The sequence below is a fragment of the Saccharopolyspora sp. NPDC002578 genome (assembly GCF_053592695.1).
Genome location: NZ_JBSFWJ010000100.1, coordinates 1 through 15,814, shown reverse-complemented (window position 1 = coordinate 15,814; position 15,814 = coordinate 1). Strand labels below are relative to the sequence as shown.

13 protein-coding genes and 1 other RNA gene are annotated in these 15,814 nt (G+C 71.3%); 2 read left to right on the top strand and 12 right to left on the bottom strand.

The annotated features are described in order from the left end of the window. Positions 1-287: 287 nt before the first annotated feature. Positions 288-1,502 (bottom strand): cytochrome P450, encoded by a 1,215-nt coding sequence (locus ACWD38_RS28080; RefSeq protein WP_184477847.1) that lies wholly within the window; start codon positions 1,500-1,502, stop codon positions 288-290. Between the two features lie 351 nt (positions 1,503-1,853). Here ACWD38_RS28080 and panB point away from each other — a divergent pair, with 351 nt between their 5' ends. After that, complete coding sequence (panB, locus tag ACWD38_RS28075; protein WP_184477846.1) at positions 1,854-2,720, top strand: 3-methyl-2-oxobutanoate hydroxymethyltransferase; 867 nt, start codon at positions 1,854-1,856, stop codon at positions 2,718-2,720. A gap of 269 nt (positions 2,721-2,989) precedes the next feature. Here panB and ACWD38_RS28070 read toward each other — a convergent pair whose 3' ends face one another. The 11 genes from ACWD38_RS28070 to ACWD38_RS28020 form a co-directional block, all read right to left on the bottom strand. After that, a complete protein-coding gene (locus tag ACWD38_RS28070) occupies positions 2,990-3,394 on the bottom strand; it encodes a DUF4326 domain-containing protein (RefSeq protein WP_184477845.1) in 405 nt (134 codons plus the stop codon). Between the two features lie 46 nt (positions 3,395-3,440). Beyond that, positions 3,441-4,106: an NADPH-dependent F420 reductase gene (npdG, locus tag ACWD38_RS28065; protein ID WP_184477844.1), complete on the bottom strand. Its 666-nt coding sequence runs from the start codon at positions 4,104-4,106 to the stop codon at positions 3,441-3,443. A 279-nt stretch (positions 4,107-4,385) separates the two neighbouring features. Continuing rightward, complete coding sequence (locus ACWD38_RS28060) at positions 4,386-5,867, bottom strand: RNB domain-containing ribonuclease (RefSeq protein WP_184477843.1); 1,482 nt, start codon at positions 5,865-5,867, stop codon at positions 4,386-4,388. A 6-nt stretch (positions 5,868-5,873) separates the two neighbouring features. Further along, positions 5,874-6,059 carry a hypothetical protein gene (locus ACWD38_RS28055; protein ID WP_184477842.1) on the bottom strand — a complete coding sequence of 62 codons (186 nt, stop codon included), beginning with the start codon at positions 6,057-6,059 and terminating at the stop codon, positions 5,874-5,876. Between the two features lie 81 nt (positions 6,060-6,140). Next, positions 6,141-6,599, bottom strand: a complete 459-nt coding sequence (locus ACWD38_RS28050) for a hypothetical protein (RefSeq protein WP_184477841.1) — start codon at positions 6,597-6,599, stop codon at positions 6,141-6,143. A 235-nt stretch (positions 6,600-6,834) separates the two neighbouring features. After that, entirely contained in the window at positions 6,835-7,938 is a 1,104-nt protein-coding gene (locus ACWD38_RS28045; protein WP_184477840.1) for a C40 family peptidase, read from the bottom strand. 1 nt (position 7,939) lies between these two features. Next, positions 7,940-8,521, bottom strand: a complete 582-nt coding sequence (locus ACWD38_RS28040; protein WP_184477839.1) for a hypothetical protein — start codon at positions 8,519-8,521, stop codon at positions 7,940-7,942. 281 nt (positions 8,522-8,802) lie between these two features. Next, on the bottom strand, positions 8,803-10,779 hold the full coding sequence (locus ACWD38_RS28035) for a hypothetical protein (RefSeq protein ID WP_450125259.1): 1,977 nt from the start codon (positions 10,777-10,779) through the stop codon (positions 8,803-8,805). Next, on the bottom strand, positions 10,776-13,679 hold the full coding sequence (locus ACWD38_RS28030) for an ATP-binding protein (protein WP_184477838.1): 2,904 nt from the start codon (positions 13,677-13,679) through the stop codon (positions 10,776-10,778). The genes ACWD38_RS28035 and ACWD38_RS28030 overlap by 4 nt, the downstream gene beginning before the upstream one ends. Then, positions 13,654-14,244 carry a hypothetical protein gene (locus tag ACWD38_RS28025; RefSeq protein ID WP_184477837.1) on the bottom strand — a complete coding sequence of 197 codons (591 nt, stop codon included), beginning with the start codon at positions 14,242-14,244 and terminating at the stop codon, positions 13,654-13,656. Before ACWD38_RS28025 ends, ACWD38_RS28030 begins: the two co-directional genes overlap by 26 nt. 6 nt (positions 14,245-14,250) lie before the next feature. Beyond that, positions 14,251-14,559: a hypothetical protein gene (locus ACWD38_RS28020; protein WP_246456689.1), complete on the bottom strand. Its 309-nt coding sequence runs from the start codon at positions 14,557-14,559 to the stop codon at positions 14,251-14,253. A 569-nt stretch (positions 14,560-15,128) separates the two neighbouring features. Between ACWD38_RS28020 and rnpB the strand changes: the two genes are divergently transcribed. Next, positions 15,129-15,526, top strand: an RNA gene (gene rnpB, locus ACWD38_RS28015) — RNase P RNA component class A. Positions 15,527-15,814: the final 288 nt, after the last annotated feature.

Here is a 15,814-nt window from a genome sequence, read left to right as displayed (position 1 = left end):
CCTCAGTCGTCTTCTCGCTGCGGGATCTTTTTCCCTAGTGGCTCCGCCACGAGGGAAAAAGCTGTCCTCGCGAGAAGACGACTGAGAACCCGCGGGTGGTCGGCTTGTGGACGTGGGCTATGTGCTTCGCACATACAGGCACGGCCTTCGGCCGCAAGGCAGACTTCGCTTCGCTCGTCCACTGCACGGCTTCGCCGCGAGGCACGGCCTTCGGCCGCAAAGCAAGCGGCGCTTCGCCCGCCCTACTGCACGGATTCGCTTCGCTCGCCGTTCGGTTCGGGTCGCCGTCAGTTGGGGGTGAAGCGGACCGGGACCGATTGCGGGCCTCGGGTGAACACGCCCTGTTCGACGGGGTCGAAACCGGAGGCCAGTTCGGCGTCCGGCATCGCGTCGAGCAGGTCGTTGATGCCGACCTCGATCTCGGACTTCGCCAGCAGGGCTCCGACGCAGAAGTGCCTGCCCAGCGCGAACGAGAGGTGGTCGGCGGCGGCCGTGAACGCCGTGCGCGCCGGCAGGTCCTCCCGGAACACGTCGAACCGGTCCGGGTGCGAGTAGTGCCCGTCGTCCCGGTTCGCCGCCCCGATCAGGCAGGTCACCGTGCTGCCCCTGGGCACCACGCCACCGCTGAGCTCGACGTCCTCCGCGGGCTGGCGCATGATCATGTGCACCGGCGGGGAGAAGCGCAGCGTCTCGGCGAAGGCCTGCGGGATCAGATCGCGGTCGGCGCGCACCGCGGCGAACTGGTCCGGGTGCTGCAGCAGGTTCAGGAACAGGGCGGCGATGGCCTTGTCCGTGGTCTCCCCGCCCGCGGCGAGCAGCAGGCTGCAGAACGCCTTGATGTCCTCGTCGCTCATCTTGGTGCCGTCGATCTCGGCCGTGCACAGGGTGGAGAGCAGGTCGTCGCCGAGGTTCTCGCGGCGGTCCTGGATCACCGGGATCATGTACTCGGCGAACTCGGTGCGGGTCCGCATGCCCGCCTCGATGACGTCCGGGTCCTGGCTCAGGTTGCCGAGGAAGGCGATGATCGCCGTGTACCAGCCCTGGAACCGGCCGCGGTCCTCCTCCCGCAGCCCCAGCATGTCGGCGATCACGTTGATCGGGAACTTGGTCGCGTAGTCGGCGACGAGGTCCACGCTGCCGGTGCCGCGGAACCGGTCGATCAGCGCCCGGGAGTTCCGCTTGATCACCGGCAGGAACTTCTCGTGCAGCTCGCTGCCGCGGAACGCCGGAGCGACCAGTGCGCGGCGGACGGCGTGCTCCCTGCCGTCGAGCTGCAGGATGGTGCGGCCGTGCACGGGTTCGAGCTGCCAGTCGTAATTCTGAGTGGTGAACACCGGCTCGCGGAACGCCCGCTTCACGTCCGCGTAGCGGGACACGATGTAGCTCTGGGTCGCTTCGTGCCAAAGCAGCGGGAATTCATCTCGCAGCACTTGGTAGGACGGGTTCGGATCGATGGCGAATTCCGGAGACAAGATGTCTGGAGCTTCTTTGGCCGCGGTCATGCTGCTCCCTCTTTGGTGCGTTGCAACGCGATCAGGCTAGGCAAAATGCCCGAACCAGGTCCAGTAGATGATCTTGACTTGACCCGGAGGGCCCAACGCACTGGGCTGAAGGTGCGTACGGACGCCGCTGCCTGCTGCGTTCGGTTGCCACCACCTGGCTCCGCTGAGCGCAACGGGGATGCATCGGTGCAACGCCGGGCGCGCATCCGCCCGGCGGACCCAGCCGAGCTGTGACGTGCGTCGTCGAAGGCTCCTGGGCGGCGCCGGGGCGTGCGACCCTGGCGAGCGCAAGGACGTCGCATAACGCCCAGGGACCCGCAGCGCGGGCCTTGAGGAAAAGGACGGTCAACGATGACTGCTGCACACTCTTCGCAGCCCGCCCAGAGCGAAACCGCCGCCCCGTACGGGAGCACTCCCGCCCGGCGCCGCGTTCGCATCCCCCACCTGCAACAGCTCAAGGAGCGCGGCGAGAACTGGCCGATGCTCACCTCCTACGACATGTACACCGCGCGGATCTTCGACCAGGCCGGAATCCCGGTGCTGCTGGTCGGCGACTCGGCGGCCAACAACGTCTACGGCTACGAGTCCTCGCTACCGGTGACCGTGGACGAACTGCTGCCGCTGGTCCGCGCCGTCACCGGCGCCGCCGAGCACGCCCTGGTCGTCGCCGACCTGCCGTTCGGCTCCTACCAGGGCTCCCCCGAGCAGGCGCTGGCCACCGCGACCCGCTTCATGAAGGAAGGCCGGGCGCACGCGGTCAAGCTCGAAGGCGGACGACGCTACGCCGCTCAGGTCGAAGCGCTCGTGTCCGCCGGGATTCCCGTGATGGGGCACATCGGGTTCACGCCGCAGAGCGAGCACGGGCTCGGCGGCTATCGGGTGCAGGGCCGGGGCGATCAGGCCGCGGAACTGCTCGCCGACGCGCAGGCGCTGCAGGAGGCCGGTGCGTTCGCGGTCGTGCTGGAGATGGTTCCGGCAGAGGCCGCCAAGCACGTCACCGCCGAACTGCGAATCCCCACCGTCGGCATCGGGGCCGGACCGGACACCGACGGGCAAGTGCTGGTGTGGACGGACATGGCGGGCATGAACACCGGGCGCACCGCCCGCTTCGTGAAGCGCTACGCCGACCTGGGCGGCGTCCTCGCCGACGCCGCTGGCCGCTTCGCCGACGAAGTCCGCGGCGGCTCCTTCCCCGCCGCAGAACACTCCTTCAACTGACGGCACACCCGATCCCGGCGGCACGCCGTCACGGCTCAGGTCGCAAGTGAACGGACCGTTCGCCCAATCCCATTGGGCAAACGGTCCGCTCACCTGATCCCCACGCCGTCAGCGACGCGCCCGGTTCGAAGTGAACGGACCGTTCGTCCCATCTCGTTGGACGAACGGTCCGCTCACTCAAACCCCACTGCACCCCTGACGTGCTCCAGTCACGGTGAACGGACCGTTCGCCCAATCCCGTTGGACGAACGGTCCGCTCACTCCTGTCGTCAGTCGGCTCGGTGGGCGAGGACGTCGGCGTGGCAGGTCTTCGGGGCGCACCAGCAGCCGAGGGCTCGGCCGCTGAGCTCGCCCTCGCGCAACCGGCGCACGAGGTCGGGCTGCTGGTCCAGCCACTGCTCGTAGTGGCGGACCATCGCCTCCCGGTCCGACTTCGCTTCCCCCACGAACGGGCTCGCGAACTCGGAGGCCGCCCACGAGTGCCGCGGACCGGAGTGGCCGACGTAGGTCAGCAGCCCCTGCCGCTGCAACCACGGCACCAGGTGCCGGTGCGGGCCCTGCTTGCGCACGTTGACCACGGTGGCGTGACCGTCGAGCAGCTGGCTGGCGCGTTCCCGCTCGTCGTCGGTCCAGCTCGCCGCCTCCGACGGCAACTGGGTCGGCTGCCGCACCATGCCAATCCCTCCTCCTGCCGCGAGGGTGCCCCGCCGGGGCGCGAGCTCACACGTCGGTGATCCGCACGCCCGCGTGCGCCTTGTAGCGGCGGTTGATCGCGATGAGGTTCGCCGTGAGCGCCTCCACCTGGTGTGCGTTGCGCAACCGGCCGCCGAAGATGCCGCGCACCCCGGGGATCACGTCGGCGAGTTCGCGCACCACGTCGGTGGCCTCGCGGTCGTCGCCGAGCACCAGCACGTCCAGGTCGACGTGCTCGACGGACAGGTCCGCCAAGGTCACCGCCGAGACGTGGTGGAACGCCGCGGTGACCCGCGAGTCCGGCAGCAGCGCGGCGGCCTGCTGCGCGGCGCTGCCCTCGGGCACGTCCAGCGCGAACGGGCCCTGCTTGTCGAACCCGAGCGGGTTCACGCAATCGATGACGATCTTGCCGGCGAGCTGCTCGCGCAGCGCTCCCAAGGTGTCCGCGTGCGCGTCCCACGGCAACGCGGCCAGCACGACGTCGGCCGCGGCGGCGCACCCCGCGTTGTCCTCCCCGGTGACCTGCCCGTCGGCGATCTCGGCGATCTCCCGCGCCGCGTCCTGAGCGCGTTCGGCCTTGCGCGAGCCGATCACCACGCGCAGCCCGGCCGCGGCCCACCTGATCGCCAGGCCCTTGCCCTGCGCGCCGGTGCCTCCGAGCACACCGACGGTCATCTCGTGCACCTCAGCCACGACGGGCCTCCTCGTTGTCACGTTGCGACGCTGCCCTTCCACGATCCGCACCCACCGGAGCCCGCGCTAGACGAACCCCCTGTGCTTCGCCCCACTGAACGAGCCTCCCAGCACGTGCCTGCGAACTCGTTCCGCGTGGCGGGGCGGGCAGCGGTGCCGACGTCCCAGGTGGTCACCGCCGCGCCACCCGCCGACCCGAACGCGGGATCGCGGACGGGCGCTCGGAATGATCTTCGCAGCCGCTCCGGCGCCGAACGATCGGGTGGTCGCCGCCGGTGGTCAGGCCTTGGTGAACTCGACCTCGCGGCGGTGCGGGTCCGCGCGAGTGAGGCGGACCTGGATCCGCTGGCCCTCGGTGAGGTCGTCGCCCGAGCAGCGCGCGATCACGGGCGGCTCCGGGATGAAGATCTCGCCGTCGCCGGAGCCCGTCCGCAGCACCGTCGCGGGGAACACCGACCCCACCCGGCCCGCCAGCGACCACGCCTGGGCCTGCGCCAGGCACGCCCGCTCCACCTGCGTCGCCACCCGGTCCGAGGAGCCCATCGCGGAGGGCAGCGCGGGCAGCGCCTCCCGGACCCAGGCCGGCACCGCGCGACCCTCTCCTACCGCCAGGCACACCTCGGCGCCGTAGCGGTCCACCAACCGCCGCAGCGGAGCCGTCACGTGCGCGTACGGGGCGCCGATCCCGGCGTGGCGCGGTTTGGACGGGGCGGCCGACTCGAACGAGGTGTAGCCCGCTCCGCGCAGCAGCCGCGTCGCCGCGACGTGCACCGCCAGCGCCTCCGGCCGCACCGGGTCGATCCCCGCCAGCGCCTCCGCCGGCGGCAGGTCCTCCGGCCACTCCACGCCCAGCCGGGCCGCGGAGCGCCGCAGCGCGGCCACCGTCGGCGGCTCCGGGTCGGGCACGGTGCGCAGGATCCCGACGCCCGCCTCCAGCATCATCTCGGCCGCGCACATGCCGGTGAGCAGGGAGATCTCCGCGTTCCACTCCTCCACGACCAGCCGCGGCCGCAGCGCGACCCGCCAGCCGCCGGACTCGTCGGCCTCCACCTGCTGCTCCGGCAGGCCCAGTTCGATCGCGCCGCGCCGCAACGCCTGCGCCCGGCGCAACCTCCCGATCACCGGCAGCAGCGCGATCGACGGGTGCGCGAGGCCCGCCCGCAGCGCGCGCTGCACGCCCTCGTAGTCGAGCTGCGCGACCGAGCGCACCAGCGCCCGCCGCACCCGCGTGCGCACCGCCAGCCCGTCCGAGTCCAGGTCGATCGTCCACAGCACCGCGGGCCGCACCTGATCGGGCAGCAGGCTGGCCGCGCCCTCCGATAACAGCGTCGGGTGCAGCGGCACGTTCCCGTCCGGCAGGTACAAGGTCTGACCGCGGCGGCGCACCTCCGCGTCCAGCACGCCGCCCGGACGCACGTACGCGGCCACGTCCGCGATCGCGTACTCGACGCGGAACCCGTTGCCGCGACGAGTCAGCAGCACCGCTTGATCGAGGTCCTTCGCGCCCACCGGGTCGACCGTGACCAGCGGCAACTCCGTCGCGTCCACCCTGGCCCCGTCGAACACGGGTTGCGCGACGGTCTGCTCCACCTCCGTCAGCGCGGCGGTGGGGAACTCGGCGGGAAGGCTGAAGTCCTTGCGCACGGCGGCGAAATCGCACATGCCGTCCGCGGGGCGCCGCGGATGCGGCGGCGGGCCGGCGCCCAGCCGGGGTGCTGCGACGGCATCGGTGCCACCTCGTGGTACCTGTGCCGTCGCCATCGGAGCTCAGTCCTCCTCGGCCCAGCGCCGATCGGCCTCGTCGGCCGCCTCGGTGCGCTCCTTGGCGAGTTCCAGAGCGTGCTCGGCCGTGGCGCGATCAGGGTAGGGCCCCAGCCGGTCGGCGGCGCGGCATCCCGCGGCGGGCTCGACCTGCTGGTGCTTCAAGCAGAAGTACCAACCATCGCGGGCCATGTTCCGAGCCTCGCACGGGAGACCGCCTCATGTCACGCCGCCGGACGGTTCACACCGCTGATCACCCGCGGCGACCGCCGCTCACCACGCGGGCGGCGGCGGAGCTCCCGGCGCGGGCGGGCGCCCGTCCGGCTGCCTGCGGGGAATGGGGTCCAGGCAGGACACCAGGACCTGCTGGGTCTCCGGGTTGTCGATGCGGCGGCCGTCGCGCATCCGGTACTCCAGCTCACCGCTGTCGCCGACCTCCACGGTGCAGCCCACCTCGGCGAGCTGGTCGTCGTCGAGGTCGACCAACCGCTCGTACCGGGACGGCACCACCCGGTACACCGGCCACTGCAGGTGCCCGAAGGCCTGGTGGAACTCGGCGAGCAGGTGGCGCATGTGCTGCTGCCACGGCAGCGGCATCGACTCCGCCAGCGAACGGGGCAGCACCGCGTAACCGGAGTCGACCCCGTGCCCGGCGCGGGACAGATAGTCACCCAGGGGCGTGCTCGACGCCGGAGGTGCGGAACGCCTCGGAATGGGATCTGGGGTGAACATGCTTCCTCCCGGTGTAGGACGCCGCGGGATCCGCACCGCCACGGCGGTGCTCGTCCTGCGCACGCGGCGCAGCGGGCCGCGGACCCGTTGAGCCGCCAGGTCGGGCCATCGGACGGCCCCGCCCAAGATTGCCACAGCGAACCGCCTCGATCAGCGGTCCGAACCTTCCGCGCCACCCGTGTCGCACCGCGTTCGCACGACGCCGGACGGTGCTGACCCGGTTGCCCGGTACCGGCTACACCGGCTGCCGCACCGGGTGACCGGCCGGCTGCGACCCCGCCGGTCCGGGCGCGGGCAGCACGCCCGCGGGCTCCCCGGTGCTCGGCGGAGCCGGTCGGATCGAGGGCTGCTGCGGAGCGGCCTGCGGCGGCGCGTCACCACCGGGCCGGACGACGGTCGGCAGCAGCTCACCGCCGTCCCACATCTCGGTGCGCTCCACGGATTCGCCGGGCTGCGGCGCGTGCAGGATCTGGTTGTCGCCCAGGTACAGCGCGACGTGGTGGATCGCTCCCGGTTCCCGGCCCGCACCCCAGAACACGAGGTCGCCGGGCTGGGCCTGCGCGAGCGGGATGTGCGCCCCGCCGTCGGTGTACTGGGACCGCGAGTACTTCGGGATGTGCACCCCGGACTCCTTCCAGGCCATCTGGGTGAGCCCGGAGCAGTCGAACGAACTCGGCCCGGCCGCGCCCCACACGTAGGGCTTTCCGATCTGCTGGTCGGCGAAGGAGATCGCCTTGGTGGCCAGCACGCTCGCCGAGGGCAGGTCCTCGCACCCGCTGAACCCGGAGACCTGGCCTTCGACGCTGACCAGGTGCGCCGCCATCGGCTCCCACTCGTGGTACCGCAGCGGGTAGGCGGAGCGCTCCACGCGCTGCGCGGCGGTGCCCGGCTGCAGCCCTTCCCAGTCGGGGACTTCCAGCAGCACGTCGTAGAACTTGTTGATCTGGTACTGCACATCGGTGACCTGCGCGACGCTGCCCCAGCCCATGGAGGGCCGCATCTGGAAGATGCCCAGCGAGTCGCGGTCGCCGTGGGTCAGGTTCGCCAGGTTCGACTCGGTCTTGCCCGCCTGGATCGCGACCTGCCACGCGCGCGGCGGCAGGTTCCGCTCCTTGCCGATCTTGATGATCTCCTTGGCGATGGCCACGGACTCCTGGTCGAGGCTGCCCGCGTCACTCTCGCCGCGGCCCCGCCCGTCGCCCGACGGGCCGAGGCCCGCGCTGCACCCGGACCAGCTCTGCGCGCCCTGCATGCCGGAGAGCACGATCACGAACGCACCCAGCCCGACCAGCCCGGCGAAGCCGGACAACACCACGACCAGCACCAAGAGTTTTCGCATGTCAGCTCACCTTGTTGTAGCCGGAGACGCGCCATCCCTGCGGGGTTCTCATCAGATCTACTTCGATGTCGCCGGCGTCGGTCGATAACCGGGCGCTCATCGCGTTCGCGGTGGAGCTCAACGGCTGCGGCGGCCCGGTGATCGCCGTCGACGGCACGTTCGCGGGGTCCACCGAGGCCATCTCGGTGATGAACTCGTCGGTGGTGTACGGGCGCAGGCCTTCGACCCACTGCGCCGAGGCCGTGCCCGGCGGGTGCGTCGCCCACTTCTTGCCCCATGCCTCGACGACCTTCAGCCCGGCGGGGTCGGCGGGCGCGGGCGGCGGCGGGGTGTCGGGCACCGAGAACGTCGGCGGCGCGGGCGTGCGGGTCGGCGGCGCCGGGGCGGCCTGGTGCTGCTCGGCGCTCTGCGACTGGTCGCGGTAGTTCCGCGTCGGCGGTGGCTCGGGCAGCAGGAACCCGACGACGGTGGCGACCGCGGCGAGCACGATCACCGCGGTCACCAAGTGCTTCGGCGACCGCAGCGGCCAGCCCCACAGCCGCCGGTAGACCGCGGCGCGCCCCCGATGCGTCCGGATCGGCATGGCCCGTTCTCCTTCACCCCGCCGGCCGGGTTCGCACCCGTCCGGCCCGTTCTTCATTCGTTGTCCTGTCAGCGGCGGAGCCGCTGAGCAGTGACCAGCTTGAGCAAAAAGACCACCGCCGGGTTCTCAGCGGCCTTCTCGCGTGGCCAGCGACTTCGCCGTGTACGGCACGCATCAGAAATCGCGGCCACATCAGGAGAACGGGCAGCGAGAAGGCCGCTGAGGTTCCGCTCCCCGGACACCTGCGCAGGTCATTCCAAGAGTCAGTCCACTGTGGCCGGTCAGTCCTCATCGGCCACCTCCAGCCCGCGCGACGGCCGGTACACGACGTACACCGGCTTGCCCGCGACGACTTCCATGTCGGCCCGGCGCGGCGCGGTCGCTTCGGCCGGGGCGGGCATCGGCGCCTGTTCCGACAGGGACGGCACCAGCACCGGTTCCTCCTCCCGCCGATCCCACGCGACGTCGGAGACCGGAGCGGTGTCCACCACCCGGCTGGCCCTGCCCTCCGGCAACGCCGCGGCCGGACCACCCGGTCGCCGCTCGCCCGCCGGGCCGGACGCGGGCAGCGCGGGCGACCCCATGCCGCCGCCGGTGGGTGCGCCGCTGCCGGGCAACGCCGCCCACGGCCCCCCTTGCCGGTCGAGCCGCTGCGCCGTGGCCGACATCGCCTGGTGATCGGCCTCCGGCCGGGTCTGCCACCGGCCGCGCTGGCCCGCGGGGTCCGGCGGCGGCGCGTCCGGGTCGGATTCGCGGACCTGCTCCCAGAAGTCACCGCTCGGGTCGTCGGCGGGCCTGCGCCCGCGGAACCGGCCGAACACGCCGCGCGAAGCCTGCGCCACGCCACCGTTGCCGCCGACCGAGAGCTGCACCATCTGCCCCATCCGGTGGACCGGCTTGCCGATCATGATGAACACGATCGTCACCAGCCCCGCCAGCAGGATCTGCAGGAGCACGTCGAACGGCGTCGGCCCGTTGAAGATCCACATCAGCACCCAGGTGTGCAGCCCGGCCATCGCGGCGATCACCAGCACGTTCAGCATCGCCGCACCGGCGATCCGCCCGACCGCGCGCAGGACCTGGTGATTCAACAGCGCGACCAGGCCGATCAGCGGCCCGGCCAGGATCAGCACCCGCAGCAGCACCTGAGCCAGCAGGATCGCGGCCTTCGCCATCAGCTGGAACGAGGCGAACGCGAGGCCCTGCACCAGCGACAGCATCGCCGCCCCGACCCTGCTGCCGTCCTTGCCCTGGAAGTAGCCGTAAGCGCTGGTGCTCTGCAACTGGCTCGCGACGTCGGTGAACGCGTCGGTCTTCGGCGTCGCCGGACCCTTGTCGGCGTTCGCCTCGACCTCCTGCTTCGTCCACGCCTGGGCGCGCAGCAGCTGCGGACCGAACCGCTCGGCCTCCGGTGCGTCCGGAGCCCCGAACTCACCGCGCAGCCAGTTGTTGTAGACCACCTGCTCGTGCAGCTCCGTCGGCAACGAGTTGGTGGCGTCACCGACGCCGACCTGTTGCAGGAAACCCGACTGCACCACGGAAGTCCCGGTGATCACGACCTCGTCCAAGGCGTGCGTGTAGATCATCGGAGTGAGGTAGGTGGCGGAGGCGAACCACAACCCGGCCAGCGCCCACATGGTGCGCTTGCCGATCGTGGCCAGGTCGCCCTGCCAGATGTAGCGGAACAGCAGCACCGCCAGGACCAGCGCCGCGACCCCGAACCACGGGGTGAACACGCTGTCGTAGAGCGCCACGGTGCCCGTCGCGATCAGGTCGTCCAGCGGACCCATGAGGTTGCCGTTGACCAGCGCGTAGTGCAGCCCGTTGGTGGCGCCGACGAGGTTCTTGGACACGTTGAACAGCTCGTTGCCCAGCCACGTGTCGACCAGGGCGTTCGGGTTCATCATGCCCTGCGGCCCGCAGCCCAGGTCGTAGTTGTGCCAGACGTGGCCGGCGTAGCCGAACTCGTCGTAGGGGCTGCCCGGCACGCCCGTGCCCAAGGGGGCGCGGTCGATCGCGCCGACCATGCCGGACTGCGGGCGCTCCGGGCTCGGCGGTTCCTTGCAGTCCAAGCCCTGCGCCGACACCGGTGCCCCGATCAGCGCCTGGATCGCGACCAGGGCGCCGACCAGCAGCACCGCCGGACGACGACCCCTGCGGCGCGCGGCGCTGCGCCACCGGGACGCCGCCCGCTTCGCGGCCCAGATCACCGCCACGATCATCGCCGCCATGATCGTGGGCGCGAACAGCGCGCTCACCGCACTTCGTCTCCGCCTTGACCGGGCCGCTGCTGCGAGCGGTCGGTTCCGTTGGTGCGTTCCTCGCCCGGCCCGATGCCGACGGTTTCGAGTTCGAACTCGTCGAAGCCGTCGATGTCGTCCGCGTAGTCGTCCTCCGGCACCGGCGGCGGCGACGGCCGCGGCGGGGTGTCGGAGTTCGCCTCGCCGCCGGAGCCGGGCAGCGCGCGCTGATCCGGGTCCGGTTCGCGGCTGCCCGGAGTGGTGTCCAGCGCGTCGCGCAGGTGCTCCAGGTGCGGGCCGCCGAAGTCGATGCGGATGCGCTCCACACCGCCCGCGCCGTCGCCGAAGATGAACTGCCGCGGCGCCCGGTCCCGCTCGGTGCTGTTGCGCGCCGGTCCGGGCCTGCGGCCCAGCGCGGAGACGACCTGCTCGTAGCCCGCGCCGACCGGAACCTTCAGCAACCGCAACGCGTCCGACTGGGCCTGCTCGTCGTCGAGCCTGCCGACGAACACCGAGTCCAGCAGCGACACGAAGCCCTGGATGCGCAGGAAGTCCGCCGGGATCTGGCTCGACAGCAGCACCCGCACGTTCCACTTCCGCGAGTCGCGCGCGAACCGGTTCATCAGCACCCGGCCCGTCGGAACCTCGGACAGGAAGAACGCCTCGTCGATCCAGACGCCCTTGCGCTCGTCCTTCGGCCGCTCGTAGACGGAGCGCTGGGTCAGCCACGCCGCCAGGTTCAGCATCTCCACGCCGAGGGCTTCCGCGTCGGTCCAGTGCTCGCGCCCGACGCCGTCCTTCGGCAGCGCCAAGCCCGCCATGGTGAGCACCGTGAGCCGGTCCTCGCGGGTCTCCGAGTACGGGTCGGCGTCGGCCTCCGGGATGAGCAGCGACATGCGCTCGCGGATCTCGTCGAGGAAGTCGGCGACCACCACCGCGTGCTCGTGGTGCTCGGAGGCGTCCCGGCGCAGCGCTTCGAAGACCATGCCCGGGTGCGCGTCCGGCCGGCCGCCGACGGCGCGCACCGCGCGCAGCAGCACGATCCGGGTCTGCGGCAGCCGGGCGACCTCGTAGGGCAGCAGGCCGGTGAGCACGTCCAGCACCAGCCGCCGCCGGGTCGCGGCCGACAGCGCGCGTTCGCGGCGCCAGCTGCGCTCCGGGTCGTCCTCGTCGACGAAGTGCTCCAGCTGCGGTTCCGCCACCACCCGGTACGGGTTGAGGATGCCGGGCTGGGCGTTGAGCAGGTTGATCGGCCGCGCGTAGGGCCGCAGCTCGGGGAGCTTGCACAGCTCCGCCAACGGACCCGACGGGTCCAGCAACGTCCAGTGCGCGCCCGCCCGCAAGGTCTTGTAGACGGTGCCGCCGCCGAGGAAGGACTTGCCACCGCCGAGACCGGCGACCATCGCCGTCAGCCCCGAGGCGTCGCGGACCTCCTGCGCCATCCACGGGTCCCAGGCCACCGGACGCCGGGTAGCGGTGCACGTCTCGCCGAGCAGGATGCCGCGCCGGTCGCCCACCTCCGCGGTGGCCTGCGGAACCGAGGCCGCGGCCCACAGGACCGAACCCCGCCGCATGTACGCGCCGGAGGCCAGCTGCTCACCGGGGATGAACTCGCGGGCCATCGCGTACTGCGCCTCGGGGTGCTCGATGGCGACCTTCGGCTTGTACAGGTCCAGGATCTGCTGCGCGAGGCGCAGCGCGTCGCGCTCGGTCGGCCCGGACACGGCCAGCCGCCACCACGAGCGGACCCGGGTGGCCAGCGCGGTGAACCCGGTGGTCATCTCGTCGTCGATCTCCAGCACCCGGCCCGCCTGGCGGGCCAGCGAGGTCGGCGGCTCCAGGCCGTGCTCCTCGGTGTAGTGCCGGACCTGCGAGCGCACCTTGTTCATCTGGCGCTGCAGCTCGCCGCCCACGTCCTCGGGCCTGCGCACGTAGATGCGCGCGGACCACTCGACGGGAGCGGGCAGCCGGTCGGAGTGCTGGATCCACGGATCGTCGATCTCCGGGATCTGCAGGCCGTGGGTCTGGCCGACGGTCAGCACCGCGACGTGCCGGGTGATGCCCGCGTTGGAGCCGGTGCGCCCGCGGACCGTGGCGGTCGGCGAGTACGGCTCCTGGTACATGTCGGCGGCGTCGGTGAACGACGCCAAGTCCTCGGGTTCCCACTCCGCGCCCGGCACGGCGGGCAGGTTGCGCGGCGCGGGCAGGCCCAGCGAGCAGGACCGGTGCATCAGCCAGGAGATCTCCTCGGCCGTCACCGGACGCCCGTCCAGCCCTGCGGAGCCGATCACCTGGTCCAAGTGCTCGATCTCGCTGTCGAGCGCGACGAGCTCGGCGTCCACGGCCTCCGGGAACACCCGGCGCAGCAGCGGCGCGGCACGTTCCACGGCGCGGTCCACCACGTTGCGGGTCTGCACCTGGACGCCGAGGTAGACCTCCTTCTCCGCCATGGAGCGGCCCATCAGCTGCTGCTGCTCGCCGACCATGTAGTCGTCGAAGCTCAGCGCGCCGGGCGCGTCGGGCAGCGCGCCGCGCGCGTTGTGCACGTGCGCCTCCGCCCACATCCGGATCGGGTACGGGCGGCTGGTGACCCGCAGGTGCATCCAGCGGCCCTGGAGCTCCGCGTACTGCCCGGCGATGGCGGCGATCAGGTCCTGGCGCTGCGAATCGGAGCGGAAGGACCAGCGCTGCGGCGACAGCCGGTACCAGGCGAACACGTCCTGGCCGGTGCGCAGCAGGTGACCGTCGATCGACCTGGCGGCGATGGAAGGCGTGTAGCTCGGCAACGACTGTTCGTCAGGAAGCCTGCGGTCCTGCCGTTTCGCCTTGCCCCGCGCCTTGCTCCCGCCCTGCGGGGCACGCTGGGGCGCGCCGGGGCCCTGGGGCTGGCGCTCACCGCCTCGACGGCGACCGAACACCGCGAACCTCCTTGCTACGCGCACGCCCGCCCGCGGACTTGGTGCGTCCCGCGGACTTCCTGGTGCGGCGGACCTGCCTGGTCGAACCGCCGGCGGGCTGGCCTCCGTGGGGGGACCGGCCGGTGCGCCGGGCCTGCGGGGCCTGCCCTCCCCGGCTTCGCCGAGTGGGCTGCTTTGCTTGTCTGGGCTGCTTCTGCTTCGGCCGGGGCCGCTGGGTGCGCACCTTGATCCGGGCCGCGCCCGCCGCCCCGCCGCGTCCGGCGGAACGTTCACGAGGTGCGGTCAGTTCACGCAACCACATCACCATCACGGCTCCCAGCGGCCGTTCGTGGGTGATCCGGGAACACACGATCCGCGTAACGAGGATCGTGATGACGACCGCCCAGCCGGTGGAGAACAGGCCGAAGCCGATGTTCATCCGGCGTTCGATGGCCAGCACCAGCAGGAACACGATGGTCCCCACTCCCCAGGCGACGTAGCGCGCCCGCCACGGGAACGTCGCCTTCGGCGGGCCGAGCCACACGGCATCGACCCGGTAGACCTCGTCATCGGTGCGGATCCGCACTGGCGATCACCCGCTGGTGCTGAACAGGCCGGCGATGAACGTGCCGATGTCCACGCCCGCGCCGGTGACCGCGAAGCCGATCAGGGCCAGCGCCACGAAGACGCCCATCACGCGGCGCATCACGCCGGCGTTGTCGCCCTTGCCGCCGCCGAGCCACAGCAGCAGCAGCGCGACCGCCAGCAGGAGCAGCGGCAGCAGGTTGTTGAGGATCCAGCCGCGGATGCCTTCGGTGCCGAGACCTGTCTGCTGCGCCAACGGGTCGAGCGTGGCCAGCACGTGCACGTGCGCCAACGTTTCCAGCGGCATGGCGGTCATCTTGTTACCCCTGAGTGCGTGAAGGGTCGTCGGGCAGGTACGTCGGCCGACAGGATCTTCCCGACGCGACGATACGAGTAGAACATGACATGGTCACCAGCAGTAGTGGTTGATCCAGCACCACCGAAGACGTCGGCAGGCCGGCTCACTCGCCGAATAGGCCGTTCGGGCTTGACTCGGATGGAGCAATGAACGCGGAGGAGCGAGGGGCGGACTTGCGCTGGATCGGGAACCCCTGATCGTTCACTCTGATGCGAGCCCCTTCCTCACGCACAGTGCATGAATCGGCCGGTCAGTGGAATTCGGCACACCTTTCGACGACGCACCGAAACCCGTTCAACGGACGCCGACCGGCGATCGTGTCACCGCGTCATCACCCGCCACCCGGACGTGATCTTGACTGCATCCAGCGTAGCGGCTCCACCGGTCACCGCCGCGTCCAGGTCGCTCCACGGGCAGTGACCAGCGACCCGCTTCGTCACCGTCTGAAATGCCCGAATCCTCCGGCGGCGACGAGGCGGGCGGCACCGAACGCGGAGCCCTGGCTCGCTAGACTGGAACCTGGTGGATGAGTCGGCCGGGCGGCCGCGGCACGGGCACCGCCCGCGTCGAGGAAAGTCCGGACTCCACAGGGCAGGGTGGTTGCTAACGGCAACCCGGGGAAACCCGCGGGACAGTGCCACAGAGAACAGACCGCCCGGACGGTTCGCCGACCGGGTAAGGGTGAAACGGTGGTGTAAGAGACCACCAGCGCCCCGGGTGACCGGGGCGGCTAGGTAAACCCCACCCGGAGCAAGGCCAAGAGGACGCCGATCAGCGTCTGCGCAGGTGTTCGAGGGCTGCCCGCCCGAGCCTGCGGGTAGGCCGCTGGAGCCTGCCGGTGACGGCAGGCCGAGATGGATGGTCGCCGAACGGGACGTCGCGAGACGCCCGCGAACAGGATCCGGCTTACAGGCCGACTCCTCCACCTTTCCCCTCTTCCGTTGAGGGGCTTCGCAGTCTCCCGGCTTGGGCGTGTGGCTGGGTTTGCGGAGTCCCGCTCGGCTTGGCGTGTGGCGTCGGGTTCTAAAACCTTCCCCGGTTTGGGCGTGTGGTTGCGGTGGTGCGTGGAAGGTCGGTTTTAGGGATTGCTTCCACGGCTCGTGTTGCTTGGGTGTCCGGGTAGCGGAACCTCAGCGGCTTCCTCGCTGCGGGATCTTTTTTCCAAGTGGCTCCGCCACGAGGAAAAAAGCTGTCCTCGCGAGGAAGCCGCTGA

Coding starts and splice junctions, on each gene's coding strand:
- ACWD38_RS28080 (WP_184477847.1), bottom strand. CDS start 1,502: ATGACCGCGGCCAAAGAAGCTCCAGACATCTTGTCTCCGGAATTCGCC.
- panB (WP_184477846.1), top strand. CDS start 1,854: ATGACTGCTGCACACTCTTCGCAGCCCGCCCAGAGCGAAACCGCCGCC.
- ACWD38_RS28070 (WP_184477845.1), bottom strand. CDS start 3,394: ATGGTGCGGCAGCCGACCCAGTTGCCGTCGGAGGCGGCGAGCTGGACC.
- ACWD38_RS28060 (WP_184477843.1), bottom strand. CDS start 5,867: ATGGCGACGGCACAGGTACCACGAGGTGGCACCGATGCCGTCGCAGCA.
- ACWD38_RS28055 (WP_184477842.1), bottom strand. CDS start 6,059: ATGGCCCGCGATGGTTGGTACTTCTGCTTGAAGCACCAGCAGGTCGAG.
- ACWD38_RS28050 (WP_184477841.1), bottom strand. CDS start 6,599: ATGTTCACCCCAGATCCCATTCCGAGGCGTTCCGCACCTCCGGCGTCG.
- ACWD38_RS28045 (WP_184477840.1), bottom strand. CDS start 7,938: ATGCGAAAACTCTTGGTGCTGGTCGTGGTGTTGTCCGGCTTCGCCGGG.
- ACWD38_RS28040 (WP_184477839.1), bottom strand. CDS start 8,521: ATGCCGATCCGGACGCATCGGGGGCGCGCCGCGGTCTACCGGCGGCTG.
- ACWD38_RS28020 (WP_246456689.1), bottom strand. CDS start 14,559: ATGACCGCCATGCCGCTGGAAACGTTGGCGCACGTGCACGTGCTGGCC.